14 protein-coding genes are annotated in these 14969 nt (G+C 68.7%); 6 read left to right on the plus strand and 8 right to left on the minus strand.

What is annotated here, in order from left to right; all coding sequences use genetic code 11:
• Positions 1-44: 44 nt before the first annotated feature.
• Positions 45-1232 (minus strand): acetyl-CoA C-acetyltransferase, encoded by a 1188-nt coding sequence (locus MOQ72_RS32025; protein WP_242189489.1) that lies wholly within the window; start codon positions 1230-1232, stop codon positions 45-47.
• 307 nt (positions 1233-1539) lie between these two features.
• The gene (locus tag MOQ72_RS32030) at positions 1540-2547 is read right to left on the minus strand and encodes a hypothetical protein (RefSeq protein WP_242189490.1); all 1008 of its coding nucleotides are present in this window, start codon (positions 2545-2547) and stop codon (positions 1540-1542) included.
• 142 nt (positions 2548-2689) lie between these two features.
• On the opposite strand from MOQ72_RS32030, the gene mce reads away from it, so the two are divergent.
• Both mce and MOQ72_RS32040 read left to right on the plus strand, forming a co-directional pair.
• Positions 2690-3136 (plus strand): methylmalonyl-CoA epimerase, encoded by a 447-nt coding sequence (gene mce, locus MOQ72_RS32035; protein WP_242189491.1) that lies wholly within the window; start codon positions 2690-2692, stop codon positions 3134-3136.
• 364 nt (positions 3137-3500) lie between these two features.
• A complete protein-coding gene (locus MOQ72_RS32040) occupies positions 3501-4232 on the plus strand; it encodes an adenosine deaminase family protein (protein WP_242189518.1) in 732 nt (243 codons plus the stop codon).
• On the opposite strand, the gene MOQ72_RS32045 is transcribed toward MOQ72_RS32040, so the two are convergent.
• From MOQ72_RS32045 to MOQ72_RS32060, 4 genes are all read right to left on the minus strand, one after another.
• On the minus strand, positions 4219-4884 hold the full coding sequence (locus MOQ72_RS32045; protein ID WP_242189492.1) for a nucleoside/nucleotide kinase family protein: 666 nt from the start codon (positions 4882-4884) through the stop codon (positions 4219-4221). The two genes, MOQ72_RS32040 and MOQ72_RS32045, sit on opposite strands and share 14 nt — an antisense overlap.
• A 75-nt stretch (positions 4885-4959) precedes the next feature.
• The gene (locus MOQ72_RS32050; RefSeq protein ID WP_242189493.1) at positions 4960-7365 is read right to left on the minus strand and encodes a penicillin acylase family protein; all 2406 of its coding nucleotides are present in this window, start codon (positions 7363-7365) and stop codon (positions 4960-4962) included.
• 78 nt (positions 7366-7443) lie between these two features.
• The gene (locus MOQ72_RS32055) at positions 7444-8106 is read right to left on the minus strand and encodes a TetR/AcrR family transcriptional regulator (protein WP_242189494.1); all 663 of its coding nucleotides are present in this window, start codon (positions 8104-8106) and stop codon (positions 7444-7446) included.
• A gap of 235 nt (positions 8107-8341) precedes the next feature.
• Complete coding sequence (locus tag MOQ72_RS32060) at positions 8342-8740, minus strand: SPW repeat domain-containing protein (protein ID WP_242189519.1); 399 nt, start codon at positions 8738-8740, stop codon at positions 8342-8344.
• Positions 8741-8977: 237 nt separating this feature from the next.
• On the opposite strand from MOQ72_RS32060, the gene MOQ72_RS32065 reads away from it, so the two are divergent.
• Positions 8978-10582, plus strand: coding sequence for a coiled-coil domain-containing protein (locus tag MOQ72_RS32065; RefSeq protein WP_242189495.1), 1605 nt, complete (start codon positions 8978-8980; stop codon positions 10580-10582).
• A 143-nt stretch (positions 10583-10725) separates the two neighbouring features.
• Here the strand turns inward: MOQ72_RS32065 and MOQ72_RS32070 are convergent, their stop codons facing one another.
• Positions 10726-11988, minus strand: a complete 1263-nt coding sequence (locus MOQ72_RS32070) for an amino acid permease (protein WP_242189496.1) — start codon at positions 11986-11988, stop codon at positions 10726-10728.
• Positions 11989-12093: 105 nt separating this feature from the next.
• Between MOQ72_RS32070 and MOQ72_RS32075 the strand changes: the two genes are divergently transcribed.
• From MOQ72_RS32075 to MOQ72_RS32085, 3 genes are all read left to right on the plus strand, one after another.
• Positions 12094-12573: an Lrp/AsnC family transcriptional regulator gene (locus tag MOQ72_RS32075; protein WP_242189497.1), complete on the plus strand. Its 480-nt coding sequence runs from the start codon at positions 12094-12096 to the stop codon at positions 12571-12573.
• A 50-nt stretch (positions 12574-12623) separates the two neighbouring features.
• Positions 12624-13445, plus strand: coding sequence for a MerR family transcriptional regulator (locus tag MOQ72_RS32080; RefSeq protein ID WP_242189498.1), 822 nt, complete (start codon positions 12624-12626; stop codon positions 13443-13445).
• A gap of 111 nt (positions 13446-13556) precedes the next feature.
• Positions 13557-13715, plus strand: a complete 159-nt coding sequence (locus MOQ72_RS32085; protein WP_242189499.1) for a hypothetical protein — start codon at positions 13557-13559, stop codon at positions 13713-13715.
• A 229-nt stretch (positions 13716-13944) separates the two neighbouring features.
• On the opposite strand, the gene MOQ72_RS32090 is transcribed toward MOQ72_RS32085, so the two are convergent.
• Positions 13945-14760, minus strand: coding sequence for an alpha/beta fold hydrolase (locus MOQ72_RS32090; protein WP_242189500.1), 816 nt, complete (start codon positions 14758-14760; stop codon positions 13945-13947).
• Between the last annotated feature and the right edge of the window lie 209 nt (positions 14761-14969).

Consider the following 14969-nt stretch of genomic DNA (forward strand, 5'->3'; position numbering starts at 1 on the left):
ACCGTGATGGCTGGATCTCCGGGTCGATCTCAGGGCCCTCGGGGTCAGCCCTTGGGCACCCGCAAGATCAAGGCATCACCTTGGCCACCGCCGCCGCACAGGGCCGCCGCACCGACACCGCCGCCACGACGCCGCAACTCCAACACGAGGTGCAGCGCCAGCCGCGCACCGGACATGCCGATCGGGTGACCGAGCGCGATCGCGCCGCCGTTGACGTTGACCTTTTCCTCGTCGATGCCCAGCGCACGGGTGGACACGATGCCCACTGAGGCGAACGCCTCGTTGATCTCCACCAGGTCCAGCTCCGCGACGTCGATCTGCTCCTTGGCGCAGGCGGCCTTGATCGCGTTGGACGGTTGTTCGTGCAGGCTCGCGTCGGGTCCAGCGACGACGCCGTGCGAACCGATCTCGGCCAGCCAGGTCAGGCCCAGTTCCTCGGCCTTGGCCTTGCTCATCACCACGACAGCTGCGGCGCCGTCGGAAATCTGCGAGGACGAACCCGCGGTGATCGTGCCGTCCGCGGCGAAGGCCGGGCGCAGTTTGCCGAGCCCTTCGACCGTGGTGTCAGCGCGGATGCCTTCGTCGGTGTCCGCGATCAACGGGTCGCCCTTGCGCTGCGGCACCTCGACCGGGGTGATCTCCTCGGCGAAGATCCCCTTCGCCGAGGCAGCGGCGGCGCGCTGGTGCGAGCGCGCGGCGAAGGCGTCCTGCTCCTCGCGGGTCACGCCGTGCCGCGCGTTGTGCTTCTCGGTGGACACGCCCATCGCGACCTGGTCGAACGCGCAGAACAGGCCGTCGTGGGCCATGTGGTCGAGCATCTGCACGTCGCCGTACTTGAACCCTTCCCGCGACCCGGTGAGCAGGTGCGGGGCCTGGGTCATCGACTCCTGCCCACCGGCCACCACGATGTCGAACTCACCGGCACGGATGAGCTGGTCGGCCAAGGCCACCGCATCCAGCCCGGACAGGCACACCTTGTTGATGGTCAGCGCGGGCACGTCCATCGGGATGCCAGCGGCAACGGCTGCCTGCCTGGCCGGGATCTGACCGGCACCTGCGGTCAGCACCTGGCCCATGATCGTGTACTGGACCTGGTCCGGACGCACCCCGGCCCGCTGAAGTGCGGCCTTGATGGCGATTCCGCCGAGTTGGGCGCCGGAGAAGTCCTTGAGCGAGCCGAGCAGCCGCCCCATCGGAGTGCGCGCTCCCGCCACGATCACAGACCTAGCCACCACTACCTCCCGGTCCACGTTCGTCGACCTACCACGTCGTCCACGCGTCGCAGCACCATCATCACCCCGCGAACGCCACCGGACCATACCCGCGATGACACCCAGTGCCGCCTGTGACGCGCGCCATAACCCACGGCGCGAATGACAGGAAGGTTCCCTTCCACCGCTACCCAGGCCAAGCGGTGGGTTCCGTTCCGCGGTGAGGTGACAGGAAGGTTCCCTTCCTCGCAGACCTCCGCCCGCTTGCCCGGTGGGCTGCCGGTTGCTGTCGGGTCGGTCGGTGACAGGAAGGTTCCCTTGCTGCGGGTCAGCAGTTGCCGGTGCCGGTGGTGGTGTCGCAGAGGGTGGATTCCGCTGCCCAGAAGAGTTCGGTGCGGGCGTTGACGCCTAGTTCGCGGGACGCTGACACGTCGGTGTCCGCTCCGGAGTCGGCTTTCAGCCAGTAGCGGACCTCGTAGTCGGTGCCGCCTTCGGCGTAGGTGAACACGTAGAACGGGGCCGGGACCGGTGCGGGGCCGAAGTCGGGCGCGGTCCAGGCGTCCTCGCCTTGCGCGGCGCTCGGATCGACGTAGAGGCAGTCGTATTCGACGCTCTCGTAGGTGCAGGTGCGCGGCTCGGCACCGCCGTATCGGGTGACGGTGGCGTTCTCGGTGACGCCTTCGGATTCCAGTCGTTGGTAGATCGCTTCGCAGGCGCCCGCATCGCAGGCGTGCCAGTCGGACCACGCGGCGCCGCGCGCTTGCGCGACCGACGATCCGTCGTTGACCGCGTCGCAGTACTTGCCGACCATGTACGGCGCCATTTTCCGCGCAGCACCGACCGAGTCGATGGCGGTCGCGGCGGTCTCCTGGGCGCCGAGTCCGGCCGAGTCGAGTTGCCAGATGCCGACCCCGGGGTTGAAGAACAAGCCTTCGGCGCGTTGTTCCGGGTCTGCGAGCGAGGTTTGGTCGTCGTAGCGGGAGAGGGTCATCGGCGACGGCGCTTGCCCCGAACCGGCTACTTCGGGCCAGGTCGTGGCGAGGGTCAGGTGGGTGGCGTCGGTTGCGCTGATCGTGCAGTCGGCTTGACCGGCCGCATCGCTGGCCGCCGAGCGCACCGCGTCGAGCGGTTCGGCTCCGAACACCAGCGGTCCGGGCAGCACCCAGGCCCGATCTCGACGCATTTGGTCTGCACGCGGGTTTTCGCCGCTCCCGCCGCTGACCACACCGTCGCCGCCTGCGGCCAGCGCGTCGGGCATGCCGAGTCCGGCGGTGAATCCCAGCGAAGCGATCAAGGCTACGAAGTTGCGGACCGGTCCACGTTGCTTGCTGGCCATTCTTGCCCCTCCCACGTGAATCAGCCACATGCTGGTGGGTAGCAAGGTCACCTGACTCCGCCTGTTGGGGCAATTCGATCTTCGGAGATTTGCCGCTTTTACCAGCATTTTGCGAAGCCGTTCCGCGGGTTAGGCTGCGGCCATGCGAGCGGAACTGAACGGCCTGGTCACGGCCGTGGATCACGTGGGTATCGCGGTCGCCGATCTGGACGCGGCCATCGCTTTCCAGCGGGATGTCTTCGGTCTGGAAGTCACCCACTCCGAGGTCAACGAGGAGCAGGGCGTGCGCGAGGCGATGTTGCGTGCTCCCGGTGACGCCACGGGCGCGACGCAGCTCCAACTGCTCGCGCCGCTGCGCGACGATTCGGCCATCGCGAAGTTCCTGGACCGCAACGGTCCCGGTCTGCAGCAGCTCGCCTTCCGGGTCACCGACATCGAGGCAGCCATGGACGCCGTCCGGGCCAAGGGGCTGCGGCTGCTCTACGACGAACCGCGTCGCGGCACTGCGAACAGCCGCATCAACTTCGTGCACCCGAAGGACGCTGGCGGCGTGTTGGTCGAGCTGGTCGAGCCCGCCGACGTCCACTGAGGACAGCCTCAGTCGAGGGCGTCAGGTCCAGTCCGCGCAGGCGTTCGGGGTCGGCGAGGATGTTGATCGCGGCCACCTTGCCGCGCACGATCGTGAATGCCGCAAGCGAGACCGGCTGACCTGCCACGACCGCAAGCGCTCCCGCAGCTCCGTTGACGAGCACCGGCCGAGTGTCCGCTCCGACCCGTGCGAAGGTCGTCGCCCCGCCCGCCACCGCGTCCGCACCACGCAGCAACTGCCCCGGACGCAGCGCCCCGTTGTTGGCGCGCGCCACGACATCCGGGGCGAGGACGGCGACGAGCGCTTCCAGGTCGCCACCGGTATCCCCGCTGAGGTCGTCTTCGCCGGGCTGGAGCGGGGACGCATCCAGGCGGAATCCGAACACGACATCACGATCCGCTGGGTACCGGACTTTCCCGGCGACTTCGGCGTCGCCGCCGGAGAGGCCACGCTGGAGGCGGTGCTGGCATGCGGTCCGGCCAGCGTCGTGGGTTTCAGCGTCGGCGGCCTCGAAGTCGACCGGGAGCCCTTCAGCGGCATCGTCACCCGCGCCCGAGCCGAAGGACTGCGCAGCTTGCCGCACGCTGGTGAAACCGGCGGTCCCGACCGCGTGTGGTCGGCGATCCGCGCCCTCGGTGCGGACCGCATCGGCCACGGCGTCGGCAGCATGAGCGATCTCGCCCTGGTCGACTACCTGCGCGAGCACCAACTCCCGGTGGACGTCTCCCCGACCTCCAACCTGTGCACCCGCTCCGTGCCGGGCCTCGAAGAACACCCGCTGCCCCGGATGCTCGAACTGGGGCTGCTGGTCACCCTCAACTCCGACGACCCGCCGATGTTCGGCACCGACCTCACCGGCGAATACCGCACCGCCGGTCGGATGGGGGCTCGACCGAGCCGCCCTGGCGGCCCTGGCCCGCAACGGTGTGCACGCCAGCTTCCTGGAGCCGAAAGCGAAGGCCAGGTTGGTCGCCGACATCGACAACACCCTGGCACAGCACGATCCGACTTCGGAGCACGAAGGCAGGCCGTGACCGTGCAACTGCTGTGCCCTCCACAGTGGACATCCGCGCGTCCCCCAGCTACACGGCGCTGACCAACGTCGGTGCGCGCAAGTCGGTGTTGTCGATCACGAGGTCAGCTCGCCGCCACGGCGCGCATGCGGCGAAGTAGCGGCGTTGGCCCTGGACATAGCGGGCAACAGCGGGGTGCTCCGGATCGGACACGCCGCCGTCTCGGGCTGCCATCCGCGCAACGGAAACGCGGAACGGCACCTGCAAGAAGATCGACATGTCCCACACATCGGCCAGCTCATCGCGGTGCAAGAAAAGCCCGTCCAGGAGCAGAACCGCGCCAGGCGGGGCATGCCGATGCGGTGGGGACACCCGCAGGTCGGTGGCGAGGTCATGGGCTGCGGGCTGGTAGCGGCGTGAGCCGCCAGGGCCCAGCGGGTCCAGCACCCTGCGGCGCAAACTGGCGTAGTCGTAGCTGTCCAGCCAGAAGCCCTCCGGCGAGTCGCGCCCGCGGCGATGCCGAATCGCGCGGACGTGGTGGAAGTCGTCGGCTGAGACGCGGACGACATCCCGATTGGCGCGGCGAAGTCGTTCGGCCAGTTCGTCAGCGAACATGCTCTTGCCCGACCCATCGACGCCGTCGACCGCCACGCGGACACAATCCACGCCAACGGAGCGGGGAACCCGGAATGCCACTTCGTCGAGCAACTGGCGACGACGAGCGCTCATGGTCATTGGAGTCACCCCCGCGCCGAGTCGTGAGTGGTAATGGTCGCAATAGCGGCCATTACCACTCACGACGGGTTTTGGTTACGCGGGCAGCAGGAGCATTCGGCGTTCGGCGATGCGCTCGACCGCGGCTCGGGTGTAGGCGAGCGGGAAGTACTCGCCGGTGCGCCACGATTCGGCCAGGTCTCGGTAGTGCGGGTCGTCCGGGTTGCCGGTTTGGCCGGGCGTGTTGACCGCGACCGAGGAGTCCCAGTCGCCCACGTCTAGGACCATCCGGAACGACGGGCCGTTGGTCTGCCGGAAGTCGCTGGTCCGGTAGGACGACTGGTTCACGGTGTCCGGGGAGCCGCCGCGCGGCAGCGGTCCCACGTCGAACCGGGCCCGGTCGACCTCGTTGAACGCCCCCGAAGCCGGGTGTTGGAAGAAGCTGTGGTGCAACTGGCCCCACTTCCAGTTCTGCTCGCCACGTCCCAACAACTCCTGCACCTCGGCGTAAGCCGAGCGCAGCGTGTCGAGCAGCAACTGGTCGCGGGCAGCCGCGTCCGGCAGCCACCTGCCCGGCTTCTCCAACTCGCCGAGCAGCACCAATGTGTCGGCGTCCTCGATGATTTCCGCAGCCTTCGGGACGGCGGCGCGCACGAAGCCCGGCCCGAGGTGCTTGGACAGCCACACCTCGAACAACACCGCGGCGTTCGAGTCGGCCGACTCGACGGCATCCCACTCCCGTAACAGCCGCAGCGCGCGGTGCAGGTCGGACTCGCCGCTGTCCAGGTTGGACAGCAGGGCGATCAACCTTCGGGCCGGGATGGACAGCTGGTCGTTCTGCAACGCCGCCGAGTCGGCCACGGTGTGCTTGCGCTGCTGCGACAGGACTTCGACGGCCCGCTGGTGCCGGAACGGGTTGGTCCACTCGAAGCCGAGGCCCATGTCCTGATATTCCGGCGGCAGGTTGAACTGATTCGCGGTGGCGATGAAACCTTCCTCCGGGTTGAACTGGCGGGGCAGGTCGTCACCGGAGTAGAAGCCGTCCCACTCGTAGCGGCCGTCGCCGGGCACCGGCAGCAGACCGTCGTAGCCGAGCCGCTTGGGTGCCAGGCCGCCGGGCACCCAGCCGATGTTGCCCGCCACGTCGGCGTAGACCTGGTTCTCGGTCGGCGCGCCCCAGTTGCGCATGGATTCGGTGAACTCGCCGAAGTTGCGGGCCCGCATGTAGGCGACGCTGCCGAAGTACGGCGACATGCCCGGTTCCAGCCATCCCGTCCGCACCGCGTACGCCAGGTTCCGCTGCTCGTCGACGCGGATGACCGGCCCGTGCCTGGTGAAAGCCAGCTCGACGGTGCGGTCGGCCTCCCCCAGCACGTGGACCTGCTCGCGCAGGATCGCCATCGACTCCCACCCGTCCTGGTAGCGGTAGCGGGTGCGGTCGGCCGGGTCCAGCTGGTAGACGTACAGGTCTTCCTGGTCCAGCGGGAAGATCGTGAGCCCGAAGGCGATGGTTCCGTTGTGCCCGATGGAGATGCCCGGCAGAGCTGGCTCACCGGCGCCGATGACGTCCAGGCCCGGCGTCGACAGGTGCGCGATGTAGCGCAGCGACGGCGCGGAGTAGGCGCGGTGCGGGTCGTTGGCCAGCACGGGCCGCCCGGTGGCGGTCCGCTGCCCGCTGATCACCCAGTTGTTGCTGCCCTCGGTGGCCGGGTCGCGGACCGCCTTGGTGCGGATCTTGTCGTCGGCGAACTCGACTTCCTGGGTGGCCAGGTCGAAAACGGCGAGCACGTCATCCGGCATCGCGCACGGGTCGAATCCCTCCGGCACGGTCGTCCGCCGATCTGGCTGCAGGCCCTGCCGGACGAGGTCGGCGTCCACCCCTGCCGCGCACGCGACCTTGGCGCGACTGACCTCGCTGGTCAGATTGCGGGTCAGGCCGTGGCTGCGGATGCGCACCACGTCCGCGGGTTCCCAGCGGGCCGGTGCGTAGCCGAGGATGCCGAACTCCGCGGGCAGCTGTTCAGGGTGTTCGTCGAGCCAGTCCAGATAGGCGTTGATCCCGGCGGTGAACTGCGTCGCGATCCGCTGCGAGTCCTCGGAGTAGCGCGCCCACTCGACGTCCATGTCGCCCCGGTAGAGGAACAACCGGGTGGCTCGGTCCTGCTCGACGTAGTCGGGGCCGAGCACCTCGGCGAGCTGCCCGAGGCCGCGGCGGCGCCACAGGTCGATCTGGAACAGCCGCTCCCGCGCGGCGTTGAAGCCCTGCGCGAGGAAGACGTCGTCCTCGTTGCGCGCGTAGAGGTGCGGGACGCCGTAGCGGTCCTCGATCAACTCCACGGGGGCCCGCAGGCCCCGCACCCGGTAGTTCACGTCGCCGGTGGCCTCGGCATCAGGCGTCGCGGACGCCATCACGCCCGCTCCGGCGATACCTGCCGCTGTTGCGACCAATCCTTGCCGTCTGGAAAACCGCACCCGCCCAATGCCCACCACGACCTCCCGCATCGACCGACTGCAGGAGTTTTTAGCGCGCGCAACGATCTTTCACAAGACTGAAGCAGCTTCGAAACCGCGGCCGGACCGTCAGGCTGGCTTGACCTTTCGCGGTTTGCCGACGCCGAGTTCCAGCGCACGGGCGATGAAGCTGATCTCGCGGTCGAGTTCGTCGTCGTGCGCGCCGTGCCGGGCCACCGAGTGCCGGTGGTTGACCACCCGGGCCAGCAGCAGGGCCGCGGTGTCGATGTCGCTGCTGACCGGCCCCGGCGGCAGCGCCAGTTCGATCACCAGGCGAATCTGCTCCGCCACCGCGCGGAACCTCCGTTGCAGCGCCTCCCGCACCGCGACGTGCGTGTCGGCCTCCCGCCACAGCAGGTGGCTGAGCAGCAACGACGACTCCAACCGCGCGTCGAGTTCACCGACCAGCCGACGCAGGCTGCCCGCGACGTCGCCGCGCACGGCGATCCGATCGGACGCCACGCGTTCGTCCGGCAGCCCGTCGACCAGCGCGGTCAGCAGGTCCTGCTTGCGCCGGAAGTAGTAGTGGATGAGCCCTTTGGGGACCTCGGCCCGCTCGGCGATCCGGGAGGTGGGTGTGGCGTTGAAGCCGTGCTCGGCGAAAAGCTCACCGGCCGCGGCCAGGATGCGCTCCCGCGCGGAAGCGCCCGGATCGCCCGGCTCCGCCTCAACGACCAGTTCCGAAGTGGACAGCCGCTTGCGGGCGCCGCGCTTCCCCGGTGCCTGCGCCATTGAACCGACCTCCCACGTCCGGCCGGTGTGCTCCACCGGGCGAGTTGACCAAAAGCGCGCGGCCCGGACGTTACCGCCGGACCGCGCTCATGTCGCATTCGTGAGTGGTTTTGGTCGTGTCACCGCTCATGACCGCGGGTGCTCAGACGTCGTCTGGCGCGGACTGCCCGCCGCCGAGGCGGCGTCTGAGGTTCCGCTGGGCGATCTCACCTGCGCGAACCGACCCGCACACCCGTCAGTGCTGGCCAGCCACCCCCCGATGGGCGGCGTTGGCCTCGGGCAACGCGGCGGCACCGGCGACCACGGCCAGCACGCCCACGACCCACGAGGTCCACGAGGCGCCCATGAGCTCGGTGTAGCCGAGGACCCACGGCGAGATGAACAGCAGCACACCGAGCAGCATGTGGCTGTATTCGCTGGTCATCGAACCCGGCATGGCCAGCGACCACACGCTCGCGATCACCAGCAGCGCACCCAGCACGATCATCGCCGACATCGCCGCACCATTCGTCGACGTCCACAACGTCGCGAGGATCAGGTACGCGCCCAGCACCACAGCAACCCAGTCCTGCCAGCGGATCCACGGTTTCGCAGTCGTACCGCTCGACCTCTCGGCCACGTCGATCACCTCCACTGAACCCGACTTGAACACTTACATGTTCACTCTTGGTTGGCCAGCCGGTCAAGTTTTGGCGCCGAGAACTTCTGTCCGGTCCGTCACTCTCCTCGTCCAGCTCGTCGCAGCCGCCGACACGCCGGGCGCGGGCGTCCGGCCGCTGTCGATCGGCGACGTTGCCGCAGGTGCGGAAAATCCGGCGGATACGCGCCACACCTCCCACAACAACGTCGTCTTCCAGGTAGCTTGGTGGTCATGGGCCTTGCCGACGACCGCGACTTGCTGCCATTGGGATCGGGATTCGACCTCGCTCGCAAGAACGGCTACGACCGCGCCCAGGTCGATGAACACCTAGAGCGGCTCGACGCAGACATCCGCATCCTCACCGCGGATCGCGATGCCGCGGTCTCCCAGGCAGGCGACCTGTCCAAGCAACTGGAGGCGGCCCGCTCCGAGATCGAGAACCTGCGCGGCCAGGTCGACCGGCTGGCCAAGCCGCCGACCACATTGGAAGGACTCAGCGAACGCCTGCAGCGGATGCTCCGTCTGGCCCAGGACGAAGCCAACGACATCCGGGCTCGCGCCGAGAACGACGCGGCCCAGATCCGCAGGCGCTCCGAAGTCGAGGCCACCAACCTGCGCACCCGCTACGAGCGGCTGATCTCCGAAGTCGACACCCGGCGCAGCGAGATGGAAACCGAACACCGCTCGCTGATGGACAAGGCCAAGGCCGAAGCCGAGCGGATCACCCGCGAAGCGGAGGAGAACCGCAAACGCGCCGACCAGGAATCCGAGGCTCGCCGGGCCCAAGTCGAAGAGGACTTCGAGATCGCCATGGCCGCGCGCCGCAGCGAAGCCATGCGCACCCTCGCCGAGCAGGAGGCCACCAGCAAGTCCGACGCCGAGCGCCGCGTCCGCGAGGCCACCGAGGAAGCCAACCGCCGCCTGCGGGAAGGCACCAACGAAGCGCACCGCCGGGTCCGCGAAGCCACCGAACAAACGAACCGGCTGGTCAACGAGGCCACCACGAAAGCCGAGCAGCTCACCCGCGAATCCACCGAAGCCGCCCAGCAGCGCGAACGGGAGAGCACCGAGGCCGCGGAACTGCGGGTGCGGGAGAGCAAGCAGGAAGCCGACCGGCTGGTCCGGGAAGCGACCGAGAAGACGGACCGGATGATCCGCGAGTGCACCGAGGAGGCCACCCGCCTCATCGACGACGCGACCCGCGAGAGCAAGCGCCTGCTCGCGGCAGCCCGCGAGGACTCCCGACGCCGCCTCGATTCGACCACCGAAGAAGTCCAGCGGCGTCTGAGCAAGGCGGATGAGCACGTCCACTCGCTGACCGAACTGCGCGATGCGGTGGCCAAGAAACTCCGCGACGCCGCCGAAATGCTCGGCCAGACCACTCCGCTGCTGGAACGCCTCGACCAGGAAGACGCCGAAGAGGAAAAACTTCGCGAAGCGGCGGTGGAAGCCCGCGAACAAGCCCGCAAGGACGCCGAAGCGGCCCTAGCCCGCGACGGTCGCGACACCGAAGACGAGCCGTCGGCCGAGGAGACGAAGTCGCCGCAGGCCGCGAAGCCCGAAGCGGCGGCGGCGAAGCCCGCCGCGAAGCAGGCGAAGCCGAACGGCGGACAGCCCGCGAAGCAGGCGAAGGGGCCGGGCGGAGACGGCGGGGCCGTCGACGACGGTCCGACGGAGCAGATCCACCGCGACGCGGCCCGCGGACACAGCTCGCTCGACGAGCCGACCCGCCGCATCCAGCTGCCGGTACCCGACGACAAGGGCAGCAACAAGGGCCAGCAGCGCTCGCACAGCGCAACCCGCGTCGACATCGCCAAGCAGCAGCAACGCCGCTGACCGCCGACCGGCCAGGTGACGGTCGCGCGAGTTCCGCTGGCATCGGACTTGTTTCGGGCGCACGTGCACAACGGGCCGAGCGGCGTGCCGAAAGTGCGCGATGCGTGAAAACGACTGGTGGATGGGCGCTGGATCCGCTGGGGTCACGGTGTCGGGGCGTCGACGGCACTGTCGTTGCTGGCGGTGGCGGGTCGTGGGGTTACCTCGGGGCGCCAGGTATACGCGCCGAGCGCGGTCAGCATTGCGATCAGCAGTGCCCAGCCGCTGAACGCGAGCACACCGAGTACCGCCGAGCAGGCCACCGCCGCCGCGATGCGCGCCGGTCCACTTAGGACGCGCACGCCCGCCGCGGTGCAACCGAGGTACACGGTCAGGAACAACGTGGTGGGGATCGCTACCAATTGCGCGGTGTTCACGACACCCGCCGCCGCACCACCGAGCAGCAGCACTCCCGCACCGATGATGGCCAGCTGCAACCACCACGCCGGGCCCGGATCGGCGGCTCGTCGGGACATCCGCAGCTCAGCGGCCAGCGCCGCCGCGCCGGACAGGTACGCGTTGGTGGCGGCGAGGGTCAGTGCCACCGCAGCGATCGTGGCGGCGACTGGTCCAGCCGCGCCGACGGCCACCCGCAGCAAGTCGGCGAGCGGAACACTGCTGGCTGCCCGCGCACCAAGGGCCGAGATCGTAGCGGTCGACAACGCGAGGTAGATGACCGCTGTCACCGCGAACGCCACACCGATGACGCGCGGCAGTTGGGTGCGCGGGTTGCGCAGCCGACCGACCAGCGGCGCGATCGCTTCCCAACCGACGAACGACAGCATCAGCACCGAACCCGCCAAACCGATCGACGCCCAACCGTGCGGCGCGAACGGCGTCCAGTTCGCGGCCCGAGCCGCCGGTGCCGAGCCGATCACAGCAACCGCGACCAGCACGACGAGGATCGCGACCAGTCCCAGCTGCACAGCGGTGGTGCTCCGAGCACCGCCCAAGGTGAGTGCGATGACCAGGGCCAACAGCACTGCGGCGGCTACCAGGCTCATGGTTGGGCCGCCGCCGAGCAGCGCCGCGACATAGGTGCCGCCGATCAAGCACACGACCGGGGCGCCCAAGATCACTCCGGCGAGGAAGCACCAACCGACCGCGCGCCCGGCGCGAGCGCCGAGTCCGGCAGCGGCGTAACCAGCTACTCCGGCTCCGCCGCCGAGGCGCGTGCCGAAAGCGGTGAACACCCAGGCCAGCAGTCCGGAGAGGGCCAGCAGCCCGACCCAGGCGAGGATCGACGCTGGTCCAGCGATTTCGGCGGCCAACCCTGGAAGCAGCAACAGGCTGGGGCCGAGGAGCGCTCCGATGTACATCGCCGCACCGCGAGTGCTCGACAGTGCTTGCGGGGATGCGTTCGACATGCCGCAAGAGTGCGCGAATCGGACCGGCACGCGATGGCAAATGTGGCCGCTGTGGTCCAGCATCGCGCAATATAATTCTCCCAAATCCCCGCTAAGGTGTTGAGAATGCCGGAACACAATTGGGACAGGACAGATCGAGCCATCCTGCGGAAGCTGCAGGACAACGGGCGGATCCCCAACGTCGACCTCGCCGAGGCCGTCTCGCTCTCCCCCTCCTCCTGCCTGCGGCGCACCAAGACGTTGGAAGCCGACGGCATCATCGCCGGGTACCGGGCCGAGCTCGACCGGGAGCGCATCGGGCTGGGGCTGACCGTCTTCATCTCACTCAAGGTCGTCCAGCACTCCAGGGAGACTTCGCGCCTGATCGAGTCGGCGCTGACCGCGATCCCGGCCGTCGTCGCCTGCTACGTCGTCTCCGGCGAGGCCGATTTCCTGGTCGAAGCCGTGGTGCCCAGCCTCGCCGCCTACGAGCAACTGCTGCTCGACCAGATCCTCGCCATCGAACCGGTCACCGACGCCCGCAGCACCTTCGCCATCCGCACCGTGCTCAACCGCGGCCCCATGCCGCTCGACCACTGGGCCTGAACACCTCGGTTGCACCTGACACGGTGTGAGGTCGTACAGCTGGAGGAGTCATGTTCAGCATCGGAGACTTCGCCAGGCACGGTCGGGTGTCGGTTCGAATGTTGCGCCACTACGACGCCATCGGACTGCTGCGGCCAGCCCACGTCAACCAGTCGACCGGGCACCGCGCCTACACCGCGGCCCAGTTCGCCCGGCTCAACCGGATCGTCGCGGTGAAAGAGCTGGGTTTCACCCTGTACCAGGTGCAGCGGATCCTCGACGAGGACGTCACCGCCGAGCAGCTGCGCGGCATGCTCAAACTGCGGCAGGCGGAGCTGGAAACCCAGATCGCGGCCGACACGGCTCGGTTGGCGCAGGTCCAGGCGCGGCTCCGGATGATCGAAACCGAGGGAACCATGCCCAGCGAAGACGTCACGATCAAGTCGATCCCGGCGTTGCGGGTCGCCGAGCTCACCGGTACGGCCAAGATCATGGATCCGCAGTCGATCGGCCCGGTGGTCCGCGGCTGCTACGCAGATCTCTGCGCGGCGTTGGACCGCGCCGGGGTGATGCCGGTCGGCCCGGCGACCGCGTACTACGAGGACAGCGGTGACGGTGAGAGCGTGATCGTGCACGCCGGGTTGCCGGTCAACGTCGAGCCGAACGCCGCGTTCGACTTCGCAGTGGTGGATCTGCCCGCCGTCGAGAAGGCAGCGACGATCGTGCATCGGGGTTCGATGGACGACTGCTTGCCCACGTACCAGGCGCTGGCGCGGTGGATCGAGGACAACGGGTACCGCACGCTCGGGGCCAACCGCGAGGTGACCCTGGCCTGTCCGGAAGACCCGGCCGGGATGGTGACCGAGATCCAGGAGTACATCGCGACCGCTTGACGTTCCGCCTGGCCAGTGCACGTCGTCGTCATCGCCGTGGGCTTTCCGTGTCCCTACGGGCAGGGTCACCGCGGGCATTTCGCGCCCGCACCTACGGAAAGGACCGGGTCAATGGCGGATCCAACCGGCGATGACGACAGGTCGCGGACCAACCGGAAGACCGGGCGGTACTTCGTGTTACCCAGCGAGCTGGCCGAGGAGCTCAGAAGAACCGAAGCAGACCTGGAGAAGTCCCCGGAGCGGGCCATCGAGGAGAAGGACGACGAGTAGTCCCGGAGGTGGCGCCGGGAGGCGTCCAAACAGGACGGAAGTTGGCCCCGTGCCGCATGCGTAGACTGCGCGGTTGTCCAGGTCATTGGTGGTCAACCGCAGGACTTCGCATTCCGTAGCGCTCGTTGCGAAAGTCTCGTTCTAGTGCAGTTCTGAACGTGTCACCGGCGATACCGGCGTCCTCGCGCGCACCTCTGCGGCCTCCGCTGCTGGCACTCGGCCAAGTCGGTCAGCCGATGCGGGAAAGCCAGGAGCTGGTGGCGTCGGCGAAAGCAGCTGGCGACTCCATCGACGCAAGGTGACCGGTGTCGGGCAGTGTCACGAGTTCGGCCTCCGGCAGGGCAGTCGCGAGATCGCGCGCGTTCTCCGGCGGAGTCAGGGTGTCCTCCGCACCAACGACGACCAGCGCTGGGCCGGGGAAGGAACGCAGTGTGCCGGTGCTGTCGGGGCGTCCCGCCATCGCCCGTTGCGCCCATGCGACACCATCCGGCGGCTGCGCGTCGATCAACTCCCGTACCGCGGCGACGACCGCTGGGCGCCGTTCGTGCGTTGTGCGGCCGAGCAGATTGGGCAGCATGGTCTCGGCGAGCCAACCGCTCGTGCCATCGCGTTCAGCTCGATCCGCGACTTTGAAGCGGTTGGCACGCTGCTCGTCGTTGTCCGCGACGGCCTTCGTGTCCACGAGCAGCAGGCCCGCGACCCGCTCGGGCGCCGCCCGCAACACCGCCATCGCGACGTACCCGCCCATCGAGCACCCGCCCAGGACGACCTGCGGCAGTTCCAGCCGATCCAGCAGGGCGATGATGTCGGCGGCGGCGACATCGATGCTCGGGCGCTCGGTCGCCGGGCGGCTGTCAACCGGCTCCGCCAGGCCGCGAGCCGACGAGCCGTCCAATGCGCTCTCGCCGAGCCCGCGCTGGTCCGGGGTGATCACCCGCACTTGTTCGTCCAACCTGGCCCGCACCGGGTTCCACATCCGCGCGTCCACCGGGAACGCGTGCAGCAGCACCAGCGGTGTTCCGACTCCCGATTCGATGTAGTGCACGGCCCCATCCTGCCGGAACCCCCCACCAACTGCGCCCCAACAGGCCGGGCGGCGCGAGCAAGGGAACCTTCCTGTCACCGCACCACGCCCAGGTGTTCCCGAACCGCGAGGAAGGGAACCTTCCTGTCACCACCCGGCCGAAGGCACTGCGCCTGCCGCGAGGAAGGGAACCTTCCTGTCACTCCGGCGCCGTTGGAAGTGTGGAGGGG

It is taken from the genome of Saccharopolyspora soli, assembly GCF_022678645.1.
Taxonomy (GTDB): domain Bacteria; phylum Actinomycetota; class Actinomycetes; order Mycobacteriales; family Pseudonocardiaceae; genus Saccharopolyspora; species Saccharopolyspora soli.

What these genes read in the sequence shown, in the direction of transcription:
- MOQ72_RS32045 (WP_242189492.1), bottom strand. Translation starts at nt 4,884, where the DNA reads ATGACCATGAGCGCTCGTCGTCGCCAGTTGCTCGACGAAGTGGCATTC.
- MOQ72_RS32080 (WP_242189498.1), top strand. Translation starts at nt 12,624, where the DNA reads ATGTTCAGCATCGGAGACTTCGCCAGGCACGGTCGGGTGTCGGTTCGA.
- MOQ72_RS32030 (WP_242189490.1), bottom strand. Translation starts at nt 2,547, where the DNA reads ATGGCCAGCAAGCAACGTGGACCGGTCCGCAACTTCGTAGCCTTGATC.
- MOQ72_RS32085 (WP_242189499.1), top strand. Translation starts at nt 13,557, where the DNA reads ATGGCGGATCCAACCGGCGATGACGACAGGTCGCGGACCAACCGGAAG.
- MOQ72_RS32055 (WP_242189494.1), bottom strand. Translation starts at nt 8,106, where the DNA reads ATGGCGCAGGCACCGGGGAAGCGCGGCGCCCGCAAGCGGCTGTCCACT.
- mce (WP_242189491.1), top strand. Translation starts at nt 2,690, where the DNA reads ATGCGAGCGGAACTGAACGGCCTGGTCACGGCCGTGGATCACGTGGGT.
- MOQ72_RS32050 (WP_242189493.1), bottom strand. Translation starts at nt 7,365, where the DNA reads ATGCGGGAGGTCGTGGTGGGCATTGGGCGGGTGCGGTTTTCCAGACGG.
- MOQ72_RS32075 (WP_242189497.1), top strand. Translation starts at nt 12,094, where the DNA reads ATGCCGGAACACAATTGGGACAGGACAGATCGAGCCATCCTGCGGAAG.
- MOQ72_RS32070 (WP_242189496.1), bottom strand. Translation starts at nt 11,988, where the DNA reads ATGTCGAACGCATCCCCGCAAGCACTGTCGAGCACTCGCGGTGCGGCG.
- MOQ72_RS32065 (WP_242189495.1), top strand. Translation starts at nt 8,978, where the DNA reads ATGGGCCTTGCCGACGACCGCGACTTGCTGCCATTGGGATCGGGATTC.